This window comes from Williamsia sp. DF01-3 (assembly GCF_023051145.1).
GTDB lineage: Bacteria > Actinomycetota > Actinomycetes > Mycobacteriales > Mycobacteriaceae > Williamsia.
On sequence record NZ_JALKFS010000005.1, the window covers coordinates 686,354 to 710,772 of the forward strand.

11 protein-coding genes and 4 pseudogenes are annotated in these 24,419 nt (G+C 66.1%); 6 read left to right on the forward strand and 9 right to left on the reverse strand.

Annotation, left to right across the window (positions count from 1 at the left end; translation table 11 throughout):
* The first annotated feature begins 3 nt into the window (after positions 1–3).
* Positions 4–1,554, forward strand: a complete 1,551-nt coding sequence (locus MVA47_RS05155) for an acyl-CoA carboxylase subunit beta (RefSeq protein ID WP_247206951.1) — start codon at positions 4–6, stop codon at positions 1,552–1,554.
* Positions 1,555–1,625: 71 nt separating this feature from the next.
* Here the strand turns inward: MVA47_RS05155 and MVA47_RS05160 are convergent, their stop codons facing one another.
* The 4 genes and pseudogenes from MVA47_RS05160 to MVA47_RS05175 all read right to left on the reverse strand — a co-directional run bounded on the left by MVA47_RS05160 (position 1,626) and on the right by MVA47_RS05175 (position 12,494).
* The gene (locus MVA47_RS05160; RefSeq protein WP_247206952.1) at positions 1,626–2,132 is read right to left on the reverse strand and encodes a hypothetical protein; all 507 of its coding nucleotides are present in this window, start codon (positions 2,130–2,132) and stop codon (positions 1,626–1,628) included.
* 254 nt (positions 2,133–2,386) lie between these two features.
* Complete coding sequence (locus MVA47_RS05165) at positions 2,387–5,698, reverse strand: arabinosyltransferase domain-containing protein (protein WP_247206953.1); 3,312 nt, start codon at positions 5,696–5,698, stop codon at positions 2,387–2,389.
* Complete coding sequence (locus tag MVA47_RS05170; protein ID WP_247206954.1) at positions 5,691–9,023, reverse strand: arabinosyltransferase domain-containing protein; 3,333 nt, start codon at positions 9,021–9,023, stop codon at positions 5,691–5,693. Before MVA47_RS05170 ends, MVA47_RS05165 begins: the two co-directional genes overlap by 8 nt.
* A 91-nt stretch (positions 9,024–9,114) precedes the next feature.
* Positions 9,115–12,494: pseudogene (locus MVA47_RS05175) on the reverse strand (arabinosyltransferase domain-containing protein).
* Between the two features lie 11 nt (positions 12,495–12,505).
* On the opposite strand from MVA47_RS05175, the pseudogene aroQ reads away from it, so the two are divergent.
* From aroQ to MVA47_RS05195, 4 genes and pseudogenes are all read left to right on the forward strand, one after another.
* Positions 12,506–12,992, forward strand: a pseudogene (gene aroQ / locus MVA47_RS05180) (type II 3-dehydroquinate dehydratase).
* Positions 12,993–13,289: 297 nt separating this feature from the next.
* On the forward strand, positions 13,290–14,168 hold the full coding sequence (locus MVA47_RS05185; RefSeq protein ID WP_247206955.1) for a phosphatase PAP2 family protein: 879 nt from the start codon (positions 13,290–13,292) through the stop codon (positions 14,166–14,168).
* The gene (locus tag MVA47_RS05190; RefSeq protein ID WP_247206956.1) at positions 14,165–15,217 is read left to right on the forward strand and encodes a hypothetical protein; all 1,053 of its coding nucleotides are present in this window, start codon (positions 14,165–14,167) and stop codon (positions 15,215–15,217) included. The genes MVA47_RS05185 and MVA47_RS05190 overlap by 4 nt, the downstream gene beginning before the upstream one ends.
* Positions 15,214–15,750: a hypothetical protein gene (locus MVA47_RS05195; protein ID WP_247206957.1), complete on the forward strand. Its 537-nt coding sequence runs from the start codon at positions 15,214–15,216 to the stop codon at positions 15,748–15,750. The genes MVA47_RS05190 and MVA47_RS05195 overlap by 4 nt, the downstream gene beginning before the upstream one ends.
* A 27-nt stretch (positions 15,751–15,777) precedes the next feature.
* On the opposite strand, the pseudogene MVA47_RS05200 reads toward MVA47_RS05195, so the two are convergent.
* The 3 genes and pseudogenes from MVA47_RS05200 to MVA47_RS05210 all read right to left on the reverse strand — a co-directional run bounded on the left by MVA47_RS05200 (position 15,778) and on the right by MVA47_RS05210 (position 19,962).
* Positions 15,778–17,720: pseudogene (locus MVA47_RS05200) on the reverse strand (galactan 5-O-arabinofuranosyltransferase).
* 3 nt (positions 17,721–17,723) lie between these two features.
* Complete coding sequence (locus MVA47_RS05205; protein ID WP_023954826.1) at positions 17,724–18,485, reverse strand: decaprenylphospho-beta-D-erythro-pentofuranosid-2-ulose 2-reductase; 762 nt, start codon at positions 18,483–18,485, stop codon at positions 17,724–17,726.
* A 55-nt stretch (positions 18,486–18,540) separates the two neighbouring features.
* Positions 18,541–19,962: an FAD-binding oxidoreductase gene (locus MVA47_RS05210; RefSeq protein ID WP_099383015.1), complete on the reverse strand. Its 1,422-nt coding sequence runs from the start codon at positions 19,960–19,962 to the stop codon at positions 18,541–18,543.
* A gap of 68 nt (positions 19,963–20,030) precedes the next feature.
* On the opposite strand from MVA47_RS05210, the gene MVA47_RS05215 reads away from it, so the two are divergent.
* Positions 20,031–20,825 carry an SDR family oxidoreductase gene (locus MVA47_RS05215; protein ID WP_247206958.1) on the forward strand — a complete coding sequence of 265 codons (795 nt, stop codon included), beginning with the start codon at positions 20,031–20,033 and terminating at the stop codon, positions 20,823–20,825.
* A 9-nt stretch (positions 20,826–20,834) separates the two neighbouring features.
* Here the strand turns inward: MVA47_RS05215 and MVA47_RS05220 are convergent, their stop codons facing one another.
* Positions 20,835–22,553, reverse strand: a complete 1,719-nt coding sequence (locus MVA47_RS05220; RefSeq protein WP_247206959.1) for a sodium:proton antiporter — start codon at positions 22,551–22,553, stop codon at positions 20,835–20,837.
* An 85-nt stretch (positions 22,554–22,638) separates the two neighbouring features.
* Positions 22,639–24,182, reverse strand: a pseudogene (locus MVA47_RS05225) (phytoene desaturase family protein).
* Positions 24,183–24,419 lie beyond the last annotated feature (237 nt).

Genomic DNA, 24,419 nt, shown 5'->3' on the forward strand with positions numbered 1-24,419 from the left:
AGATTGACTGACACCACCGCCGGCAAGCTCAAGGAACTTCGCGAGAAGCTCGAGGCGGCAAAAGAACCCGGCGGCGAGCGGGCGGTCGCGAAGAGGGCTGCCAAAGGCATCGCCTCGCCTCGCGAACGACTGGACATGTTGTTCGACCCCGGCACCTTTGTCGAATTCGGCCGACTCGCCAAGATGCCCGGCGCCGCGGACAGCGGCTACGGCGATGGTGTGGTGACCGGGCACGGCCTGGTGAACGGCCGCCCGGTCGCGGCGTTCTCGCACGACCAGACGGTGTTCGGCGGCACGGTCGGTGAGATGTTCGGCCGCAAGGTCTCGGCCATCATGGAGTGGGCAGGCAAGATCGGCTGCCCCATGGTCGGCATCAACGACTCCGCCGGCGCCCGTATCCAGGACGCGGTCACGTCGCTGGCCTGGTACGCCGAGATGGGCCGTCGCAACGACTTGTTGTCGGGTCTGGCGCCGCAGGTGTCGATCATCCTCGGCAAGTGTGCGGGAGGCGCGGTGTACACCCCCGCGAACACCGACATCCTCGTCGGCGTCAAGGACGAGAGCTACATGTTCGTCACCGGCCCGGACATCCTCCGGGAGGTGAACGGTGAAGACGTCACGGCCGAAGAACTCGGTGGCTCGTACAACCAGTCCAAGTGGGGCAACATCCACCACCTGGCCGACGACGAGAAGAGCGCATTCGAGTGGGTGCGTGACTATCTCGAGTACATGCCGTCCTCGTGCCACGAGAAGGCGCCGGTGATCAATCCCGGACTGGAGCCGGAGATCACCCCGAGTGACCTGTCCCTCGACACGTTCATGCCGAACAACGACAACACCGGCTACGACATGCGCGACATCATCCTGCGGGTCTTCGATGATGGCGCATTCCACGAGGTCGCCGAGTTGTTCGCTCCCAACATCATCACCGGTTATGCGCGGGTGGACGGTATCTCGGTGGGTGTGGTGGCCAATCAGCCGAGCGTGATGGCCGGTGTGCTCGACACCGACTCATCGGAGAAAGCCACTCGTTTCGTCCGAATCTGCAACGCGTACAACATCCCTCTGATCTTCCTGGTGGACACCCCGGGCATCCTCCCGGGCGTCGAGGAGGAGAAGAAGGGAACAATCCGGCGGTCGGGCAAGTTCCTGTTCGCGTACGTGGAGGCGGACGTCCCGAAGATCACCGTGGTGCTGCGCAAGGCATATGGCGGCGCCTACGCGGTGATGGGTTGCAAGCAGCTCGGTGCCGACATCAACTTCGCGTGGCCCACAGCCAAGATCGCGGTGATGGGTGCGGAGTCCGCGGCCACGATCCTGACCAAGAGGCAGACCGAGAATGCGACGCCGGAAGAGGCTTCGAAGATCCGGAAGGACTTCGTCGACTTCTACAACACCATGATGGCGACCCCGTACCTCGCCGCCGAGCGGGGCTACATCGACGCCGTGATCGATCCGTCGAGCACTCGGTTGCAGCTGCGAAAAGCGTTGGCACAGCTGAAGGACAAGCACATCCTGCGGTCGCCGCGTAAGCACTTCCTGATGCCGATTTAGATCCTCCGCATGTGGTGACATCCTCCGGTTGCAACCGGAGGATGCGGCTGCAGTCGGAGGGTGTGGGGGTTTCAGCTGTCGTCGTCGGGATGCCGGATGCCGCCCGCGAGCATCACGCCGATGGCAAACCCGGCCACCGGGAACGCATACGCCCACCCGAAGCCGATGTCGGGCAGCTGACCGTCTCCCGAGACGAGTACGGCCTTGTGAGGGACCAGCCGTATCGTCGCCAGGATGGCTGCGCCACCGAGCGTGCAGCCCGCGACCGTCGTCAGACTGAGCACCTCGCTGCGGGTGCTCGGACCGAGCCGCGCGGTGAAATGCTCGGTGGCCCAGCCGAGCAGACCCGCGCAGATCGCGAAGGCAGCGGGGATCAGCCAGACCCAGCCCGGCACGTGGAGGGCGAGGTCACGGCCGGACGGGACGCGCACCTTGGGTGACGACTCCGTGATCCCGGGAGTGATGAAATACCAGCCCAGGACTGCGACTAACCCGAAGCCCAGACCGATGACGGCGGCACGCAACCACGTTGTGCGCCACAGGCGTAGTACAGCTGGCGTGGACCGGACCGTTCCCATCCTCATACCGTTGCACACAGCCGCCCGCGACGCCGCAGATCCTCCCGCTGCAGTCACTTCCTCCGGCTCGCCAGTTCCTCCGACTCCTGCCTGTTCCTCCGGTTGCGGTCGGAGGATGTGACCGAAGTCGGAGGAAGTCGGCGGGGACTCGGGCTTTGGTGGACGCCGGCTCGCCAGTTCCTCCGACTCCTGCCTGTTCCTCCGATTGCAGTCGGAGGATGTGACCGGAGTCGGAGGGAATCGGGAACCGAGACTCAGTACCGGGCCGCTCGCATCGGCGCAGGCGACCACAGACCCGAGTGCGTGCTCGAGCCGATCGTCAGTTCGGCGGGCTTCGCGGGTGCGATCTCGCTGAACTGTTGCAGCGAACCCCAGTCGCGACCCCAGTCGTTCCGCAGGTACGACGGAATGATGGTGGCGCGCAACATCGACTGGGTGACACCCAACGGACCGCCGGCATCGGCGGACATCCACGTCTGGCTGTTCTGGCGAGTTGCCTGCGCGTCGGGGAGGATGCGCCACTGCGGAACCTCGACCACGCCGTACTTCACCGCCATCGGCTTCTGGCACGGGAACACCAGGGCCGGAAGCCAGTCGATCAGGACCGGATCGTCCTTGCCCACCAGGTCGTTGAGCGTGCGCATCGTGGTGATGCGCGGCGGCGTGATCGCCAGCCACTGATCTGGCGCCCCGGCGTTGTCCTTGGCCACCACCCGGACCACCGACGCGCCCGCGGGAGCATCGGAGAGCGGGAAGCGTAGGTTGCGCCAGATAGGTGGATCGCCGATGTCGATCGGGCTCATCTGTCCCATCGGGATGACCGTGTTCCCCGGTCCGGGCCTGCCGAACTCGACCACCAGTTGCTGTCCGGGCTGGGCGATGCCCTCACCGTCCACCGCGGCGATACGGCCGGCAGCCGACAGGGTCAGCAACGGCGCATCGGCCTGTCGCTGCGGCATCTGGTACCACGCCGAGGTGAGCGACGCGTTTTGCGAACCGTAGCTGCCCAGGACGGGGGTCTCGGCAGGGTCGAGTCCGAACGGCAACCGCACGGTGGACCCGTTGACGCCGAGGGCGCCCTGTCCGCCGCCGGTACCGGCCTCGTCCGCCTCTGTCGTGTCGCCCGACCCGGCCCCGGTCTGGGCGGTGTTCTGCGCCGTGGTGGTGTCGCTGGTCTCGGTGGCATCCACCGACAGATCGTTCGGCACACCGTTGGGGGTGAATCCCGCCATGCCCGTGCCGGCCAATGCGTCGCCGGGGGACAGATCGGCCTGCCCGGCCACCGTTGCCGGTGCCAGCAGGCCACGGTTCGGATCCGGTTCCACCAGAACGTCATTGGCGAGGGCGCAGATGTTGCCCTTCAGTGCGTCGACGTTCGAGTTCAGCCACGACCAGCTGTCCCGCTGCTCGTACGCAGCCTTGACAAACGAGAGCAGCATGAACAGGACCACCAGGCCGGCCAGCACCGGCATGGGTGAAAAGGCCAGTCTGTGCAGTGCTTTCGATCCCGACGCCCGCTGTTCGGCGTCCACGTAGTCGTCCCGGAAGTGCTGATAGAGGCCGACAAGCGTGGTGGCGACAGCGATCGCCAAGACGATCCAGGTGACCCGGATCCCGCCGATGGCCGGCGGCTGATCCCACCAGGGGATGCCGTAGCTCGCCACGAACCACCAGCCGTTGGTGCCGGCGAACGACAGCGCGACCACGTACAGCACCGCAGCGGCGAAGAAAGTGCGATTACGCCTGCGTCGCAACAGAGCAGGCGCCATCATCGCACCCGCTGCGGCGGCCAGTGCCGCACCGATACCGGCGTAGACACCGAGGTGGTGGGTCCACTTGGTGGGGGTGAAGGCCAAGAAGAACATGAAGCCGAAGACACCGGCGACCAGGCGCCAGGTGGGCCCCTTCGCGATACCCATCGGCTGGCGGCGGCGCAGCAACATGAGCAGCACCACCATCAGGCACAGGAACGCCATCAAGATGCCGAACCGCCTCGACAACGTGCCGTCGGCTGTGGGCAGCATGAGGTAGTAGTACCGAACCGGTTCCTGCCACCACTCGAGCGTCGGCCCCACCTCGGAGGCGACCTGCGACGACGTCAGGATCGTCGAGAGGGTCTGATCGGCAAAGATGTTGTACAGCACCGATGTTCCCGCGGCGAGGATGGGCATCAGTAGCGGTAGCAGCCCGTCGCGGTGCCTGCGTGCGACCACTCGTCGCAGCAGTGGGCGGATTCCGGCGAGCAGCAACGCGACGGCCATCAGGCCACCCGGTGCGAGCGCGAGGGTGAAGGCGGCAACGGCCGAACCGATCGCCAGCGGCAGCAACCGACCGGTGGCGATGGCGCGGTCGACGCAACACCAGGTGAGCAGCGCGCCGATCGCGAGCGCGGGTTCGGGGCGCAAGCCGTTGTTGAACGGCATCCAGATGGCCAGGAACACAAACGCTGCCGACCACAATGCCGGGGTGGAGTGACGGACAGTCCGGCCGAGGCGCGGGATCACCTCGCGCGAGATCAGCCACCATCCGAGAAGGCCCAGCAGGAACGCGGGCAGACGCATCCACGGCGCCGACAGGCTGACCTCGGTCATCGCCGAGATCACCTGGTAGTGCCAGCCAAATGGATCCTGGGGCACTCCAAAATAGCGGTAGTAGTTGTCGACGTACCCGGCTTCTCCGGCGATACGCCCGACGGTGAAGTTGTAGCCGTCGTCGGAGGTGTTCGACCCCATCAGCCACCAGAAACCGAGCACCGCGAACACCACGATGTCGGAGAATCGGATGGTCCACCAGTGGGTGGGCAGGATCCGCCGATGTCTGCGACCGTCCCGGGAGTCGAGGAGCGCGAGCGCCACCAGCGACACCACAGTCATTGCCACACCGATGACGAGGGCGGCGAACTTCAGGTTGGTGGGGGTGGTGACGAACCGGGTGTCGATGGTCGCGCTGAACTCCAACCCCTCAGGTGAGGTGCCCTGGGGGAGTTCGGTGAAGACGCCGACGATCTGCGGTCGGAGGTTGGGATCGCGGACGTCGAAGGACAACTGGCCCTCGGTTCCGCCGTTCTCGATGCGCCCTGCCGTACCTTCACCGTCGGCCTCGACGATGATGCGGCAGTTCGGATCCGCCTGGGCAACAGCCCGATCCGCGGTCAGCAACACCACGTCGCGGCCGGTCACCGTGATGCTGTCGGACGTGGCCCGGATGAACAGGCCCTTGGACGTGGCCTCCTGCCCGCCGGCGGGGATCGTCGAGAGCAGTACCCCACCGTCGGCGGGGAGGTCGGCAGCGGTGGAGCAGGGAACGGAGACCCGCATGTCGGTGGGGACAAACGACACCAGCGGCGCCGCCACGTTGGCCACCTGGTTGTCCTGCGGCCAGTTCAGCTGCGCCGTGGTCTGATTCACCGGCATCAGCGGACTCAGGCAGGCCAGCAGGAACCCGATGAGGCCGGAGACGACCGCCACGATCTTGACGTTGCGGTAGCCGGGTCCGACGTACCGGGCCAGGCGCCGCTTTCCGGTGGTGGGCCGTTCAGTGTCGATGGTGCTCGCCTTTTCACTCATTTTCTTGCGGCACCACCCTCAGTGAGCCGGTGCGTGACCATCCCCAGTTCTTCTCTGTCCCCGTGGTGATCTCGGCTGCCGGAGCATCGGGCACCAACGGGGTGTAACGCTCGAGCGACCCCCAGTCCCGATACCAGTCGTCGTCGAGGTAGGTCGCCACGGTGTTCGCCCGCGCCAGCGCCTCGGGCACGGCCAGCACACCACCGTCGTCCGCGGCCTGCCACGTCTTGGACTGCGACGCGGCGGTCACCCTGTCGGGCAGGATGCGCCACTGCGGGAGGTCGGCGACTCCATCGGTGATCGAAAACGGTTGCTGGCAAGGGAATTGAGATGCGACGCTCAGGTCGATCAACGTGGGGGAGTCCGATCCGACAACGTCCTGCAATGTCTTAAGCTGCGGTGCGCGGGGTGGGGTGACCGCAAGCCACTGTTTCGGGTTGACGTTGTTGTCCTTGGCCACGATTCGCATGGCGGTGGCATCCCGGGGGACCTGCGCCATCGGGACGCGCAGGTTGCGCCACGGCCGGTTCGGCTTGTCGGGCCCGGGGTCGATGGGCACGATCTGCGGGCCGAGGTCGGTGAACGACCCATCGGGGTTCGGGACACCGAACTGCACCTTCAGCTGCTGCCCGAAGGTTGCCACACCCTCTTCGTTGAACGTGAACACCGGTCCCGCCGCGCTGAACACGAGTAGCGGCGACGCATCGCGGGCGGGGAGGTTGTACCAACCGGTGGTCAGTGACGCCTCTCCTGAGTCGTAACCGTAGCTGCCGAGCACCGGCGTGGTGGCCGGGTCGAGGCCGAACGGCAGCGCCACGGTGGAACCGTTGACCGTTTCCGGCCCGGTTCCACCGGTGATGCCGGCGCCGGCACCCGAGACCACAAAGGGTTTGTTGAAGCTGGCCGACACGTTCATCTGACCGGGACGGGCGGAGCCCGCCTCGGGTGCCAGATCGCCGGCAACGCCGTTCGGGGTGAAGCCGACGGGATCTTGGCCGGCTAGGGCGTCCGACGCCGATGCGCCGTCGGCAGGGGTCAGCATCCCCCGGTTCGGGTCTTCCTCGACCAGCACCGCATCCGCCATCGCGCAGCTGTTCCCGCGAAGAGCATCGAAGTTCGCACCGAGCACCGTATAGGCGGGATACCGCGACAGCGCGGCCTTGGCGAAGACCGCCAGCATGCAGATCACCATGAAACCGGCGATCAGGGCGATGGGGGAGGAGGCGATGAACAGCCGGCGGCGGTCGGACCGCGCCTCGGCGGCCGACGCGTCAGGTCCGTGGGCTAGCCCCTTGTTGGTGACGTAGTCGAGGCGCAGGTGCTGCCATACCGCGACGGCGCCTGCCACCACGGCGAGAACCAGGAAGATGGTGGACACCTCGCGACCGGCGAGGACCGGTGCCTTGTCGAACCACGAGATGCCGAAGTTGTAGGCGAAGGGCCAGGCGTTCTCGCCGGCCATCGCCGCGGCGAGGGCGAAGAGCAGTCCCGCCACGAAGACCGAGAGGTTCCGCACGGACCGCGCTGCCGACTGGGCGACGGCGATGGTGGCCGTGGCGGCCAGCGCAGCGGCGAAACCGGCGAACACGCCGTAATGGATGGTCCACTTGGTGGGTGTGAACATCATCAGCAGCAAGGTGATGAGCGTGGCGCCGAGTACCCGCCAGGCCGGCCCCGGATCGACCGCACGAATCTTCTTGCGTCGCAACATCACCGCGAGTGTCACGAACACCGACGACAGCAACAGCAACAGCGGCACCCGACGGGTCAGGGCGCCATCGGGCGTGGTGACGGTGATGAAGTAGTACCGCAGGTACTCCTGCCACCACGAGATGGTCGGCCCGACGATGTAGCGCGTGCGCACGGCGTCGAACACCGATGCCAGGGTCTGATCACGGAAGACCACGAGCACGACCAGCGAGGCGGCCGCTATGGACGGTGCCACCACAGCGGCGAGGTTGAGCATCCGCACGCGGTTGCCGCGTTCGGGGTCGCGGCCGCGTTCGAGCAGCACCCGCAGCATGGGCCGAGCGCCCACGATCAGCACGGCGACTGCGATGACACCCTGCGGCGCCAGGGCGAGAGTGAGCCCGGCGCACATCGCCGCGAGGGCGGCCGGTAGCAACCGTCGCGTCGCGATGGCGTGCTCGACGGCCCACCAGGTCAGCAGGGACCCCAGGATGATGATCGATTCGCTGCGCAGTCCACTGGCGAACGGCAGCCAGAACGCGGTGAACACAGCCGCGGCCGCCCAGATGGCCCAGGCGCTGCGGCGGACTCCGGCACCGAGGCGGGGCAACAAGACCCGCGACAGGATGAACCACGACCCGAGGCCGGCGAGGAGCGATGGAATGCGCATCCACAGTCCCGAGGCCGATACCTCCGACCAGAGGGCCAGGAACGAGTAGTACCAGTCGAACGGTGCCTCGGCGATGCCGTAGAAGCGGTAGTAGTTGGCGAGGTAGCCCGCGCCCTCGGACGCGCGGCCCATGTTGAGGATGTAGCCGTCGTCGGGTGAGCCTGCGCCGAGGAAGTGCCAGATGAGCAGGACACCGATGACGGCCAGGTCGGTGACGCGCGGTCGCAGCACCTTGCTCCAGGCGGGGGTGCCGATCCGTCGGTGGTACCCGGCGATCCAGTCGAGCCGGCCGAGGCAGATCAGCGAGACGGCGATCGCGATGAGACCGACGATCAGCGCGAGCTGCTTGATCAGGGTCGGTGTGGAGGAGAAGCGCGTGTCGACCACTGTGGTGACTGAAAGTCCCTGCGCCTGGGCGGCTTTCACGTCGTCGGTGGGGATGTCGGTGAAGACGCCGTCGAACTGTGGTCGTTGATCGATGCCCAAGGTGCCGACCGGACCGAGACCGACGAACTGTGCGCCCACCCCTCCCGGGTTCGACCAGATCCGGAGATCACGGCACTGCGGCGATCCGACGGCGTCGCGGGGCGCCGTGGCAGCCAGCTCGTTTCGGAACACCACCGACACCGACGACGCGGAGGCGGAGACCACCAGGGCCTTCTGATTGAACTGCTGGGCGCTCGGTGGCATCGTCGCCAGCACCAGGCCCCGGTCGGTTCCGAGGCTGTCGATCAGGGAGCACGGAATGGTCGCATCGAGGGTCTGCGGCGTCTGCGCGATCAACGGTGCGGTGACCGACGCGGTCGTGCTGGAAAGCGACTGACCTGCGGGCCAATCGATCTTCGCGGTGGATTTGTCGACCGGCAGCAGAGGGGTGATCGCACACAGCACGATCCCGACCAGTCCCGCCACGATTGCGGTCCAACGGACAGTCCCCGCTCGGGGGATGTGAGAGGACACAGGCACGAGCAACGATGGTATTGCACTGACCTGAGAGCCCGAACCTGCCCCGAGCGGGGGATCGGTCCTGCGACCGCTGCGGTGACCTACGGCACAGTCAGTACCGGATGGGCGCGGGACTCCACAGTCCGGACCGAGTGGTCTCGCCCAGCTTCAGTTCCGCCAGATCCGCCGGCTCACCGTAGGGCTCGTAACGAACCAGCGAACCCCAGTCGCGACCGATGTCGCCCTCGAGATAGGAGGGCACCGTGGTCTTGTCCAGGGCCACCTCGATCCAGCCCAGTGGTCCACCACCGAAGGCGTCCTGCCACGCGCCGACCGCGGCGGACAGATCGGCACCGGGCGCGATCCGCCACTGCGGGATCTCGGCGACCCCGTCGCGATGGTCGAACGGGCGCTGGCACGGGAACGCGAGCCCGCTGGTCCAGTCGAGCTGCACGGGGTCGGTGCTGCCGACCATCGTCTGCAGTGTCTGCAGACGCGGTGACCTCGGAGGCGTCAGTGCGATGAAGCTGTCCTGCGCAAGGTTCTCGTCCTTGGCGACGATGCGGATCGCCGTGGTGTCGTTCGGGAACGAACTGCGGTAGGTCCGCAGGTCCCGCCACGAGGGTCGTGGACCCGGGTCGATCAGATCGACCTCACCCGCCACCTGGAAGTCCTCGTTCGAGTCGCCGGATCCGGTCGAGTACTCCATCTTGATGTTCTCGATGTCGAACTGACCGGCGACCGCCATCGTGATCAGCGGGGTGTCGGCGTTCCGTGCGGGAAGCCGATACCAGGACGAGGTGAGGTACGAGGGGAACTGGTCGTTTTGCGAATAGCTGCCGAGCACGGGTGTGACGGCCGGATCCAGCCCGAACGGCAGTTTTGCCGTACTGCCGTTGACGCCGGCCTGATCGGTTTCACCGCCGCCGGTCCCGCCCGCGTTCGAATTGAGCACATCCGGCGAGATGGCGACGTTGCCGCCGAGCACGCCGAGGCTGCCCGCGCTTGCGGTCGAGTCCAATGTCAGCGGTAGACCGTTTGCGGTGAATCCAGCGTTGGCAGGCGCACCTTCTGCCGGTTCGGACGAACCGTTCAGGCCGAGTGCGACGTTGCCGTCCACCGGCTCGAGGAGGTCGCCCGAGGGATCGGGTTCCACCAGGACCTTTTCGGCCATCGCGCAGATGTCCCCGCGCAGGGCATCGACGTTCGACGACGGAATGGAGAACGATCCACTCTGCTTCACGCCCGAGGCGACACCGGTGCCGATCTGGAAGACCACGAGGAAAGCACCCGCGACGGCCAGAGGTGCCGCGGCGAGTGTGCTGTACCACCGGCGAGGACGGGTGCCCGACGCCCGGGAGCCGCCGCGGCGCCGTCTTTGCGCCTATCGAACGGCTCGCGGAAGTGGAACCAGAACGCGACGAGCAGGGCGGCCGCGCAGAGGTACAGCATGACGCTGCCCAGAGCGACCCCGAAGCGAACGGGAAGCGCGCCCCACGGCATGCCCCAGTTCGAGTAGTAGAAGAAGGCGTTCGGTGCGGTGAACGACAGACCGGTGATGAACAGGACCAGTGCGATGAAGAGCATCCGGTTGCGCCTGGCATGCATGGCCTCGGCGCTCACCGCGATGGCCGCGATGGCTGCCAGTGCCGCCGCCAGGCCGGCGAACACACCGAACTGGTGGGTCCACTTGGTGGGGGTGAACATGAGGAAGATGAGCGAGGCGAAGGTGATCCCGACGATGCGACGGGACGGGCCCAGCGCCGTACCGGGTATGCGGCTCTTCCGGATGAGCATCGCGCCGGAGACCACCAGCCCGACGAGCATCGCCAGCACCGCGAACCGGCGGGACACCGAGCCGTTGGCCGAGAACTCGAACAACGCCGAGTACCGGTCGATCTCGTTGTACCAGTGCAGAGAGGGGCCCAGCGCAGTCTTCATGCTTGTCGACTGCGTGAATGCGGCGAGGGTCAGATCGGAGAAGACGACAAACATCACGAATACGCCGGCCGCGGCGACCGGAGCCACCATCGCCAGATAGCTCCTGAGGTCCCCGCCGATGGCCTTGGCTCGTTTGATCAGGGCCATCACCATGGGGCGGGCACCGGCGATCAACGCCGCGACCGCCATCAAGCCCGTGGGTCCGGCCGCGAGGCTGAATGCTCCGATCGTGCAGGCCACTGCCGCTGGAAGGATCCTGCCGGTCGCGATCGCACGTTCCACCGAGCACCACGTGAGCAGCGCGCCCAGGCAGATGATCGGCTCGGGTCGGAGACCGTTGTTGAACGGGAACCACGACGCGAGGAACACGAATGCCGCGGTCCACGGCACGATGCGGTTGGTGGTCGCCGCGCGGCCGAGGCGAGGGAGCACCTCGTGGGACAGGATCAGCCACACCAGGATTCCGCAGACCAGCGCGGGCAGGCGCATCCACGGGCTGGCGGTGGTGACGTGCGCCAGCCATCCGAACACCTGGTAGTACCAGCCGAACGGGGCCTCCGGCGCGCCGTACCAGCGGTAGTAGTTGGCGGTGTAGCCGGCGTGCTCGGCAACCCGCGACATCGTCAGGATGTATCCGTCGTCCGATGTGTTCGCGCCGACGATGTGCCAGATGACAAGCGCGCCGATCACCACGCCGTCGCGGGCGTTGAACGTCCACCATCGGGCGGGCAGGAACCGGCGGTGCTTGCGGCCATCGGTGGAGTCGAGCACGGCCAATGCGCCCAGAGAGATCAACGTGCAGAGCACCCCGACCGCGATAGCGAGCCACTTGAGGATGGTGGGGGCGGTGCTGTACCGATCGTCGATGGTGGCGTGCGCCGTCAGGCCGGGCAGCGACGTCGCAGCGCCGGTCAGGTCTGTGTAGATGCCGGTCATCTGGGGGCGCTGGTCGCCGTCGGTCGTCTCGCCGACGAGGGGTTCACCTTCGGCGTCGGTCATCCCGACGAACTCGGCCTTCACCGATTCAGCGGTGGCGGTCACCTTGATGCTCTCGCAACCCTGCGACCGGATGTCGGCGAGCGTCGCGAAGGCCACGGGGGTGTTGCGGACCACCACCTCGACGGACTGCCGATCCAGTGCATCTGTCGCCTGGCCGGACTTGCGTATGAAAAGACCTCGGGCGACTGCCTTTTCGGCCTGTTTAGGGGTGGTCGAGACGAGCACGGTCTGGCCGGGCCCGGTGAGCTGGTCGACGGCGCTGCACGGCACCGTGGTGTCCAGGTCGATCGGTACATAGGAGACGAGCGGTGCGAGCACCGACTGCAATTTGTCCTGCTGCGGCCAGTTCACCTCGGCGGTGGTCTGATTGACGGGCAGCAGCGGCGTCGCCAGGGCAAGGAAGACGCCGAGCAGACCGGTGACGATCGCAGCGAGCTTGGCGATCCGCGCCCGGTCGTGGGTCGGTTTCACCGTCGGGGCGTCAGCAGGCACAAACGCAGATGGTAACCGCCTGGGCGTGTCGGATTCTCTTGCGGTGCCGCGCCGAGCCATACAGTTGCCCCATGATCGACAGCCGCGAATCCGGTGACCGTGCGCCCATCCTCTTGCTGAACGGGCCCAACCTGAACGCGCTCGGCACCCGGCAGCCTGATGTCTACGGCGCCGACACGCTTGAGGACGCGGTGGCGATCGCCACCGCGGCCGCGGCGGAGTCCGGTTTCACCGTGCACGCGCGCCAGACCAACCACGAGGGCGAGATGCTCGGAGTGGATCCACGGGGCACGTGGTCAAGCGTGCGGAATCGTCATCAATCCTGGCGGATGGACGCACACGTCGGTGGCGCTGCGGGACGCGCTGGTCATTCCCGAGGTGCCGATCTTCGAGGTGCATGTCAGCAACGTGCACGCGCGTGAGGAGTTCCGCCACCGGTCCTATGTGTCCGGCGTCGCCGAGGGTGTCATAGCGGGGTTCGGCATCCGTGGTTACGAGTTCGCGGTGCGCCGACTCGTCGAGCTGGTGATGGCTTCGACGGGTGTCGATCGAACGTAATCTGTGACGAGCATCACATTCGAAGCACTGTAAATGCGTGAATAAAAGACGAGCGACGGGCAAAGGGCCCTAGCTTTCGCCAGCTCAGGGCGCTCACCGGCCGCGTGTGGGAAGGTTGGAGGCCCTTCCTCGGTTATGATCCTGCAGAACCATTGCGCCCTCTCCGGTCAGCCATCGTAGCGAGATGTGTCGGACCTGTGACTTGTACGCGGTAGTTTCGCGTTCGATCCGCAAACTCGGGTCAGGCGGTACGAGGTCGAAGTAGGTAGTTGGAGGGTTATATGCGGGAGTTGATTTATGGCAACCCGTGATGCCCGATCGACCACCGCCCCGGAACTCGACTCGGCTGCAATAGACGCCTACGAATCCGAACTGCGGGAGACCGGCTTCCGTGCCGCGGTCACCCGGGTCAACCGATACCTCGCTCGCCCTCGATGGTGGGTCGAGATCCTCATGCTCGGCGCGTTGTACGCCATCTACTCGGCCATCCGCAACAGCGTGGGCGACGTCGCCGCGGCGGCATACCGCAACGCAGACGAGATCCTGAGGATCGAAGACAGCTGGAACTTCGCCCTCGAGCGGCCACTCAACGAACTGGTGCACACCACCACGTGGCTCGCCAATCTGGTTGCCCTCCAGTACGCCACCCTGCACTTCATCGTCACCCCTGTGGTGCTGATCTGGCTGTTGTTCCGGCGCAAACAGTATTACCGCCAGGTCAGCGGCGTGCTGGTCTTGACGACAGGCTTGGCCCTGATCGGTTTCTACTGGCTGCCCACCGCGCCGCCGCGCCTGCTCAAAGGCGAGGGATTTGTCGACGTCATGGCGCAAACCGCCTCATGGGGCTGGTGGCCTGAGTCGGGAGCGCCCGGCAGCGACGCCATCTCCAACCAGTTCGCCGCCATGCCTTCGCTGCACTGCGCGTGGGCCACCTGGTGCGGTGTGACGTTGTTCTTCCTGGCGAAGTGGAAGTGGCTGCGCATCCTCGGCCTCATCTACCCGTTCACCACATATTTTGTGGTCATGGGTTCGGGAAACCACTACATTCTTGATGTCATCGCAGGGGTCTGGCTCCTGGCGGTGGCGGCGCTGATCATCTACGCGCCGACCTTGACCCGATGGTGGCGCAACCGAGCGGTCCGCAGGCCGGAGAGTGCAGGGGTGTCGATCGGATGAGCTTCCCGGTGGCCTTGCCGGCACTGGGCCGGCGGCCGCTCCTCCCACTCCTGGTGGCGCTGATCGCCATCGTGGGCCTGTGGGTGGCGCATCCGACGGTCGGGGATCTGCAAGCGGCCATCGCGCGTGAGGAAGCTGCTCGATCCGGCGTCGGCCTCGGTTACTGGTTCGGGTGGTACGGCGGCGTGTCGCCCGGCAGCTATTCGCTGATCGTCCCGGCACTGTCGACACTCACCGGTTCCTTGCTTCTGCTGTGCCTTGCCACCGCTGCGATCGCTCTGCTGGCCGTCCCGCTGGCCAAAGGCGCCACGCACCAGACCGTGCTGGTCTGGGCCATCACCATCGCCGCGGTACTGAACATGCTCTCGGGCCGGGTGGCGTTCGCCGTGGGAGCGGCCATCGCCCTCGGGGCCATCGTCGTCGTGCGCCGCGGGTATCTGGCGCTGGGGGTCATCGGCCTGCTGGTCGCCGGCCTCGCGAGTCCGCTGGCCCCGGCGTTTGTCGGCCTGGCTGCGGTGCCCTTTGCGTTCGGTCGTGACGAGCAGGCCCGGACCTCCTGGTGGGTGCTGGGTGGGTCTGCCCTCGGGGTGGGCGTGCCGTTCTTGATGTTCGGCAGCCCCGGGGCTCAGGGGTTCCCCGCCACCACCCTGTTCTGGGTCGCCCTGATCGCCGTGGGCGGCGCCGCAGCGCTCACCATCCCGCCGCCCGGTGGATCGTGCCACTGGCGAGCGCCGCGGCCATCGTCATGTTTCTCGTGCCGACGGGCGTTGGCTCCAACCTCAGTCGGTTCTTCTGTCTGGTGCTGCCGTGTCTGTGTCTCTTCTACTCGAAGCGGTCGCTCAAGTTCCTGGCCATTGCGCTGGCCCCGGCCCTCATCTACGCGACGTTCGTGGCGACCGCAGACCAGGTGGTCGGAGCCGACTCCGGTGACAGCAACCGCGACTACATCCCTCTGCGCTCACAGCTGGTCGACCGGCCGGAGATCAACAACCACCGCGTGGAGCTGGTGGATGCCCAAACCCACGCGGGCGCACACAAACTCGGCATGACCATCAAGCTGGCGCGCGGCTGGGAGAACCAGTCGGACTCGCGGTTCAACCCGATCTTCTACGAAGAGAACGCGCTGACCCCCCAGTCGTACAGGCAGTGGCTGTCGGAGAACGCGGTTGCCTTTGTTGCGGTCTCTGCCGATCCGCTGCGTCAGATGAAGAACGAAGCCGCACTGGTGCAGTCGGGCCTGCCCTATCTCGAACGGGTCTGGGGCAACGACAAGTGGGACCTCTACAAGGTCGATGACCCCGCCCCGATCGTCCCGGCGCCGCTGACAGTTGTCGAGTCGTCGCCGGCGAAGCTCGTCCTGGACGTACCCGACACACAGGCGCACGCGATTCAGGTGCGCTACAACAAGTATCTCGTCGCGCGCAGCAGTGTGGACGAGAACCTCTACGCCTGCATCACCGAGACGCCGGACAGTTGGGTCACCTTGCAGGCCACCCTTCCGGGTCAGTACATCCTCGAGGGCCTTCTGTCGGTCCGGGGAGTCGTGGGCGCGCAGCCGCTCGATTGTGGCCCTGACCGGTAGAGAATTAGGACCCGGACCGGTAGAGCGCTAGTTGCGGACCACCAGGACGAAGGGCCCGATGTTGGTCACGGTGAACCGCGGATCCTCGAACACCGACCGGTTGAAGGTGACCGTGTACCGGCGGACGTTGGGGTCGTTGGGGTAGACGTCTTCGGCCAGGCGCAGGTCGTAACCTTCTGCGCTGTAACGGAACAGGAACACCGTCGGTGGTCGCCAGGGGAGGCGTCCAGTTGCTCGACGAGGCTGTCCGAGGTTTCGGCCATCGACCACTGTTCGATGGCCGCAGCGCGTTTGTCGAACTCCGCCAACGGGTTCGCGTAGTGCGACGTGAGTCCCTGGAACCCGTAGTACGGGTACACCGAGAGGAATCCGTAGTCGGCGGTGAGCACCACGGTGTCGTCGCGGGGCCGGCCCGTCTGGGTGGTGATGGCCGCGTCGATCTCGGGGAAGTAGGCACCGGCTCCCGGCGGCCGCTGATCTGCGCGCACACCGTTGCCGTCCGTGTCGGTGTAGGCGACGGTGATCTCGGTGGCGAGGTGACCCGGGATGCTCTGTGCCACGGCGATGGCTGCACCGGTGGCGAGTACCGCCACCAATGTGCGCACGTCACCGAATCGGCGGACTGCCACCGACGCCAACTCCGCGAAGCCGTACACGCCGGCAACACCGAGGACCACGATGAGCAACGGCTCCATCCGAAACGAGAGCAGGGTGGTCCCGGTGGCCGTGACCGCCATCGACAGCAGGCAGAACAGGTAGATCGAGACGACCGTGAGACCGAAGGTCAAAGCTGCGGTCCTGGTGCGGAACCGAAGGATGATCCAGATCAGACCGACCATGGTCAGCGCGCCGATCAGCGACCAGTGCAGCATCGGTGTCGGGAGCACGGCGCCCGATCCCGGCAGGTAGTGCTCGGCCGTACCGCCCGAGGCGGGCTCGTTGCGAAGCCTGTCGTAAAGGTATGGTGCCCAGACGATGAGCGCCACGAGGATGGCCACCGCGGCCATACCGGCCAGTCGCAACGCCAGGTGCAGCACGGCGCGTACCCGCTCGGTACGGATTCGAGACTTGTTGACCGCCTTGTTGTCCAAACCGAACCACGCCACTGCGGCGAGGTAGAGCGCCATCAGGACAGCCGTCATGGCGAACAGGCCGGTGTAGAGCGTGTAGAAGGTGGCGCTCAAACCGAGGAACAGTCCACCGGCCACGATCGCGGGCACGCTGCCCGACCGCAAGCCGTGCAGAATCGTCACCAGCATCGGAGCGCCGAGGAGCACCAGCACCGCCGCGTAGGGCTCGGGGCTCACGTACATCAGGGTGAGCACGGTGGAGGCCAGTGTTGCCGCGATCGCGAGGTCGGTGCGGATCATCCGCTGCCACAGGGCCATCGCCAACGCGGCAGCGATGGACATCGAGATGATCGCCCACGGTTTGTACGCTTCCCAGCCGGGCTGACCGGTGAGGGAGGCGTAACGTCCGCCCAGCCAGAACCACCCGGCCGGGTAGTACGGCGGCAGATCGGCGTAGGTCATGTCGGCCAGGGCGGGGCTGTTCGTCAGCCTGGTGAGGTACTCGGTGCGAAACTGCTGATCCACCGAGATGCCGAACAGATAGAGCTTGGTGGCTCCCAGCGGCATCGCCAGCGTGACCGCTGCCAGGGCCGAGATGCCCAGCCACGACAGGGGTTTGATCGCCCACGTCGCCTTGCCGGTTCGCGACAGCACGACGGCGACGATCATCAGGGCAACCGCGAGGACCTGACCGGTGGTGGTGAGGGCGGTCTCGACGTTGGACGAGTTGAACGCCGGCCAGTCCACGCGGCCGATCGCCGCCAGCGCAATGCTCGACACCACGAGCGCGACGACGGCCGCGCCGATCAGGTCTGCAACCGACAGCAGGTGTCTACCACCCCTTGAACCGTGCGCGACGCGATGCCCATCGTCGGCCCTCGACCACAGGTGTCGGCGCATGGATCAGATGGGAAGTTTGCGGAAGATCGGACGGGGGATGTGGCGAAGCACCATCATCACGAAACGGAACGGCGGGGGCGCCCAGACGAGTTCCTTGCCCTTGTCCGCTGCCGACACCGCCAGCTTGGCGACGTCTTCCTTCTCGACCGTCAGCGGTGCTTCCTTCACGTGCGCCGACAAGCGGGTGCGCACCATGCCCGGGCGGATGACGAGTACGCGGATGTTGTGTTCGCGCAACGCCTCACCGAGACCGAGGTAGAACCCGTCGAGGCCGGCCTTGGTGGATCCGTAGACGAAGTTGCTGCGCCGCACACGTTCTCCGGCGACCGAGCTCATCGCGATGATCTGGCCGTGGCCCTGTGCGCGCATCTTCTCGCCCAGGAGAACGCCCACCGATACCGCGGCGGTGTAGTTGATGTTGGCGGTGAACACTGCTTTTCGCTGGTCCTGCCAGACCTCTTCGTCCACACCCTGGACGCCGAACGCGACGATGGCCACGTCGATGTCGCCTCCGGCGAACGCCTGGTCGATCACCGCGGGATGGCTATCGGGGGTGAGGGCGTCGAAGTCGATGCGCTCCACCGACGAGGCGCCGGCGGCTTTCATCTTCTCGACAGCGGCCTCACCGGCGGGGTCGCCGGGCATGGTTGCCAGGACCACACGCATCGGCCCCTTCTTGAGGTATTCGGCGGTGATGGCCAGTCCGATCTCGGAGCTGCCACCGAGTACCAAGACGGACTGTGGGACGCCTACGGCGTTGATCATGAATGTTCCTGTCTAGTCGGCAGATCGGGGAGTGCGGGCTCGAACGAGTTGTTGCTCAGGCGAGTTCGAGGCGGCGGGCCATGTCGGACATGAACACCCCGGTCGGGTCGATCCTTCGGCGGGTGGCGATCCACGAGTCGATCTCGGGGTACATGGCGTGGAAGTTCTGCGCGGAGGTCCGCGAGTCCTTGGCCGTGTACAGGCGTCCGCCCATGGCCATCACGCGGCGATCGAGCTCGTTGAGGTATTCGCCGAGTCCCCGCTTGATCGGGAAGTCGAGACAGACGTTCCAGCCACGGAACGGAAAGCTCAGGGGCGCTTGGTTTCCGTCGCCGAAGAGCTTGATCACGTTGAGGAAGCTCACGTGTCCGGAGGCCTGGATGTCGGCGATGATCCGCTTGAACTCGTCCTCGTTGCCGGTGGGCACGATGAACTGGTACTGGGTGAATCCGCCGGTACGTCCGTAGGCCCGATTCCACTCTCCGAAGATGTCGAGGATGTGGTAGAACTGCGCCAAGTTCTTGACCTGGCCCTTTTTGTTCGACCCCATCCGGTAGTAGGCCTCGCCGACGATGGAGAAGTCGAACTTGTTGGCCAGCCCGTTCGGGAAGATGTCGGGGAAGGTCACCAGCGGTTTGCCGTTGAACTTCAGCGGATCCTTCTGCAGCTTCGGCGGCAGCTCGTCGAGTCTGGCCAGATTGCCGCGACTGAATGACCCGCGGCCGAGCTTCGGCGGCTTGCTGATCGAGTCGAACCAGCCCGATGCGTATTCGTAGCCGTCTTCGAATCCGTCTTCGAGATGGAGCGCGATGGTCTCGTCGAGACTGCTGGTGGTGGCGGTGTCGGCGATGAAGTAAGCACTCTCGGTCCGCTTGAGCTGGACCTTCGCCCGAAGGATGATGCCGGTGAGGCCGATTCCCGCGATCGTCGCCCAGAACAGCTCGCCCTGGGGGTCGTCGGGGCTGCCGGCGGGGGTCAGGGTGAGGATGCGTCCATCGGCCACCAGCAGCGTGATCTCGACAACGTGCTGGCCGAAGGTTCCGGCGCTGTGATGATTCTTGCCATGGATGTCGTGCGCGATGGCTCCACCGATGGTGACCTGCCTGGTGCCCGGCAACACCGGAACCCACAGACCGAACGGGAGGGCCACGGTCATCAGCTCATCGAGGGAGACTCCGGCGTCGAGGTCGACGATCCCGGTGGAGTCATCGATCGAGTGGACGCGCTTGAGCTGCGTCATGTCGACGGTCAGGCCACCGACGTTCTGCGCGGATTCGTTGTAGGAACGTCCCAGTCCGCGGGCGATCACGCCGCGACGCAGGTAGGACGGCTTGTCGGCGTTTGCATCGGCAACCTGCGCGACAGCCTTGGCGATCACCTCGACATCGGGTGTCGCCAGCACGTGACCCTCGATCGGCGTCGTGCGGCTCCAGCCGACGAGCTTGCGGGTTTCAATGGGCAATTCAGCGGTAGACATCGGAGCAGAGCCTACCGGGCGTGTCATCGGAACTAGCCATTCGACAATGTGCGGTGTAAGAATCCCGTATGCCTACACGATCGGTCTTCATCACCGGCGCTGCAGCCGGAATCGGACGTCACACCGCGCTGACGTTTGCACGCAAGGGATACGTCATCGGTGCGTACGACATCGACGAGGCGGGATTGGCCAGTCTTGTCGACGAGGTGAAGGCCGCGGGAAGTCGCGCGGTCACTGGCCACCTCGACGTCACCGACGCCGATGAGTTCGCCACCCGTATCGACGAGTTCGCCGAGGCAGCCGGTGGTCGGCTCGACGTGCTGATCAACAACGCGGGAATCTTGCTCGCGGGTCCGTTCGAGGAGATCCCGCTCGCCACCCAGCACAAGCAGATCGACATCAACGTCAAGGGTGTGACCAACGGGTGCCATGCCGGCTTCCGACATCTCAAGGCCACTCCGGGGTCTGTTCTGGTCAACATCGCGTCGGCATCGGCGATCTACGGCCAGGCCGAGCTGGCCAGCTACAGCGCCACCAAGATGTACGTCCGCGGCCTCACCGAGGCATTGGACATCGAGTGGGGCAAGCACGGCATCCGCGCCATCGCCATGTGGCCGCTCTACGTCCAGACAGCGATGACCAAGGACGTCCGTACGGGCACCACCGACTCGCTCGGGATTCGCCTCGGACCCCAAGACGTCGCCGATGCCATCCTCGCAGCCGTCGAGGAACCCAAGACCAGCAAGCTCATCCACCGGGTGCACTACGCCGTGGGGCTGCAGACCAAGGCTCTCTCGCTCGGTGCGCGCTTCTCACCGGCATGGCTGACCCGGGTGGTGAACAAGAAGCTCGCTCACTCCTGAGCCGGCTCCTCACGCCGATTTGTCGTCGTCGAGCTGTTCGAGGCGGGCTTCCTCGAGGTCGAGCAGGTTCTGCGCGTGGGTGAGTGATTGCGAGCTGTAGAGACCCAGCTTTTTGGCGTGCAGCAGTGCCTCGCGTTCGGCGGCGAGGACGGCGAACCGCAACCGGAAGTAGCGCCTGCGTCCCTCCGGGTTCTGGTCCGGGTCTGCGGTGGACTGCACGCGCCCGATGATGCTGTCGGACCGCACCATCTCGACCACGGTTGCGGTCACCTCGTCGTCGGGGACGTCCGCAGCGGCCGGGTCTGCGAGGGTGTCGGTCGCTGCGCGCTGCAGATCTTCGATGAGCTTCCCGTACTCCTCACGGAGCCTGTCGGGATCGTCTGACGTCACCTTGGCGGTCCTGATGACGGCAGGCAGGGTCAGGCCCTGAAGCAGCAGGGTCGTCGCAGCGACCACAAAAGCGATCAGGATGAGCTGAGGGCGGTGCGGCGTGGTCTGCGGCAGGGTCTGAGCTGCGGCCACGGTGATCGCTCCACGCATCCCGGCCCAGCCGAGCACCACCCCACCGCGCCAGCCGAGGGTCTCGTTGAGCTGGAAGGCCAGATCCGCCGACACCCGGGTGATGCGGGTCTGTGCGAATTGCAGACGTCGCCCGGTGAGGTGCCCCTCGGATTGGTGGGCGTGCAACTGTGCCTGTATCTCGCCGATCTTCGAGACCGCCTCATGGGCCCGCCGGGTGTCGCGGCGGAGCAGGGCCACGAGTGGGCCCACGAACGCGATGCGCAAGACGATCACGATGGCTGAGGCCACCAATCCGATCGCGATGGCGGTGATGGTGCTGAACTGGCTTTCCTCCACCTGTTCGATCGACTTCTTGAGTTCCATCCCCATGAAGAGGAACACCGCGCCCTCGAGCAGGAAGGCCAGGGTCCGCCAGTTGATCGTCTCCGCGATCCGGTCTTGGGCGCGCAAATACCGCGATCCCTGATGTCCGGTGATCAAACCCGCGACCACCACCGAGAGCACTCCTGAGGCGCCGATCTCCTCGGCTGGGAGATATGCGACAAACGGCACCACGAAGGAGATGGCCGTGGTCAGCACGGGGTCGTTCAGCCACCCACGGATGCGGATGTTGACGTAGCCGACCACCGACCCGACAACTACCGCAGCGGCAACCGCGAAGGCGAAGTCGCCGAGAACGCCCCAGATCGACACGGTTCCGGCGAGAGCCGCCACCGCCGACCGCAGGAGGACCAGGGCCGAGGCGTCGTTGACCAGACCCTCACCTTCGAGCACCGCGACCACCCGTCCGGGCAGACCCAGTTTCTTGCCCACCGATGTTGCGGCGACTGCGTCGGTGGGGCTGATGACGGCGCCGAGGGCGAATGCCGCGGGCCAGCCGAGGTCCGGGATCAGGGCATGGAAGAACCATGCCGTTCCCACCGTGGTGACCACCACGAGAAGGACCGCCAGCGCGGTGATCGGTTTGAAGTTTCGCCGGAAGTCCTGCGCGGGCATGTTCACGGCGGCCGAATACAGAAGGGGTGGAAGCACTCCGGCGAGGATCAGCTCGGGGGCGAACTCGAGCCGGGGAAAGCCCGGGATGAAGCTCAACCCGGTTCCGACGGCCACGAGCAACAGCGGTGCGGCCACCCCGAGGCGGGCGGAGAACACCGACACCGCGACGATGGCGAGCACCGCCACCACACCCGCCAGTGTCAGGGTCACATCATCTCCTCGTTCGGGTGGCCGTCGGCCGTCTCATGGTGCGTCATCAGGTCGGTGACGGAACGGACGGCGCCGCCGAAAAGTGTCAGGAACGCAGAACCAGCGCCGCGGCGTTGTGGCCCGGGATGCCGCTGACACCGCCGCCGCGCCGGGCGCCGGCCCCGGCGAGCAACACCCGCCGATGGCCGGTTTCCACACCCCATGTGCCGACGTCTGCGGGTGATTCCGCCCAAGGCCATTGCAGCGGCCGGTGGAAGATGTGGCCGCCGGGCAGTCCTACCGCCTTTTCGAGTTCGGGCGGGGTCTTCGCTTCGATGCAGGGTGCGCCGGTGCTGTCGGTGGCGATGACGTCGGCGATCGGTTCGTCGAGGACCGAGTCCAGGGCGGCCAGGGTGGCGGCCACGGCTTCGTCTTTCGCCCCTGGCCGGGTGAACAACTCCGGCGTCATGTGCAGTCCGAACAGCGTCAGGGTGTGCATACCGGTGAGAGCGGGGCCGAGAATGCTCGGGTCGGACAGGGTGTGGCAGTAGATCTCACTCGGCGGAGTCGTCGGGATCCGGCCGGCCGCGACCTCACGATGTGATCGCGCCAGCGCGTCGAAGCCCTCGTGGATGTGGAAGGTGCCCGAAAACGCCGCGCCCACCGGGACATCGGTATCCCGCAGCTTCGGCAGCCGCCGCAGCAGCACGTTGATCTTGAGTTGGGCCCCACGTGGTTTCGGTTGCAACGCAACATCATTCCCGACGAGTCGATCGAGAACAAAAGGGGCGCAGGCGGCGTGGATGAACTCGGCCCTGGCCGTGCCCTGGTCCCATTCCACGGTGCCGTCGCCCGGGTCGACAGCGGTCACCTCGGCTCCGGTGCGGATGTCGGCGCCGGCATCGACGGCTGCGGTGGCGAGGGCACCGGAGACCGCGCCCATGCCACCCACCGGGACGTCCCAGTCGCCGGTGCCACCGCCGATGAGGTGGTAGAGCAGGCAGATGTTCTGGGCCAGTGAGGGGTCGTCGAGATCGGCGAACGTGCCGATGAGCCCGTCGGTTGCGACGATGCCCCGGACCAGGTCGTCGCTGAACGTGTCGGTGATGATGGCGCCGGCCGGTTCGGTGGTGAGGCGTTCCCACATGTCCATGGCGGCGAGATCGCCACCCGCGATCATCGCCATCTCATCGGCGCTGACCAGCGGTCGCAGCATGGTCGGGAAAACACCCTGGGCGATGGTGGACATCGCGGCATAGAACTGTTTCCACGCGCGAAAGTCCGCGTCAGATCCCGTCACGGCTCGGAAGGATGCCGCTGTCGCCGCTTCATCGGCTGTGTCCACGAGAATCCCCTGGACGGGTCGGCCGGCAGCGGTGTGTACGAGGAGTACCTACGCCGGACGAGGGTGATGTCGAGTCCGAGATCGGCGATGATCTGCCGTGGCAGCAACGACACCAGGTACGAGTAGCGGGACAGTCGCGCATCCATGCCGGGGAACGGCCGGGCGGAGACGGTTGCGCCGCCGACGTGGGAGGCGCGCTCGAGCACGAGCACCTTGCGGCCAGCCCGGGCCAGGTAGGCGGCCGCGGTCAGGCCGTTGTGGCCGGCGCCGATGACGATGTCGTCGTAGATCTGCATGCCCGTCATGATGCTCCCGGCCCGCACCTCCGGCCACGCGAGCCACCACGGTCTCTCCACGTGAGGTGCCGATCGTCCGACCGGTGAATGTTGAATTGAAACAAAACACCTGATGCGAAAAATCACACCGGTCAATTCACGTATTGTTCAGGATGAGACCTCGAACACGCGGGGACAATGGGGTAACAATTCGCAGCGCGTATGCGACAAATATGTGAGACCAAACGTCCGAGTCGCGGTGGAGAG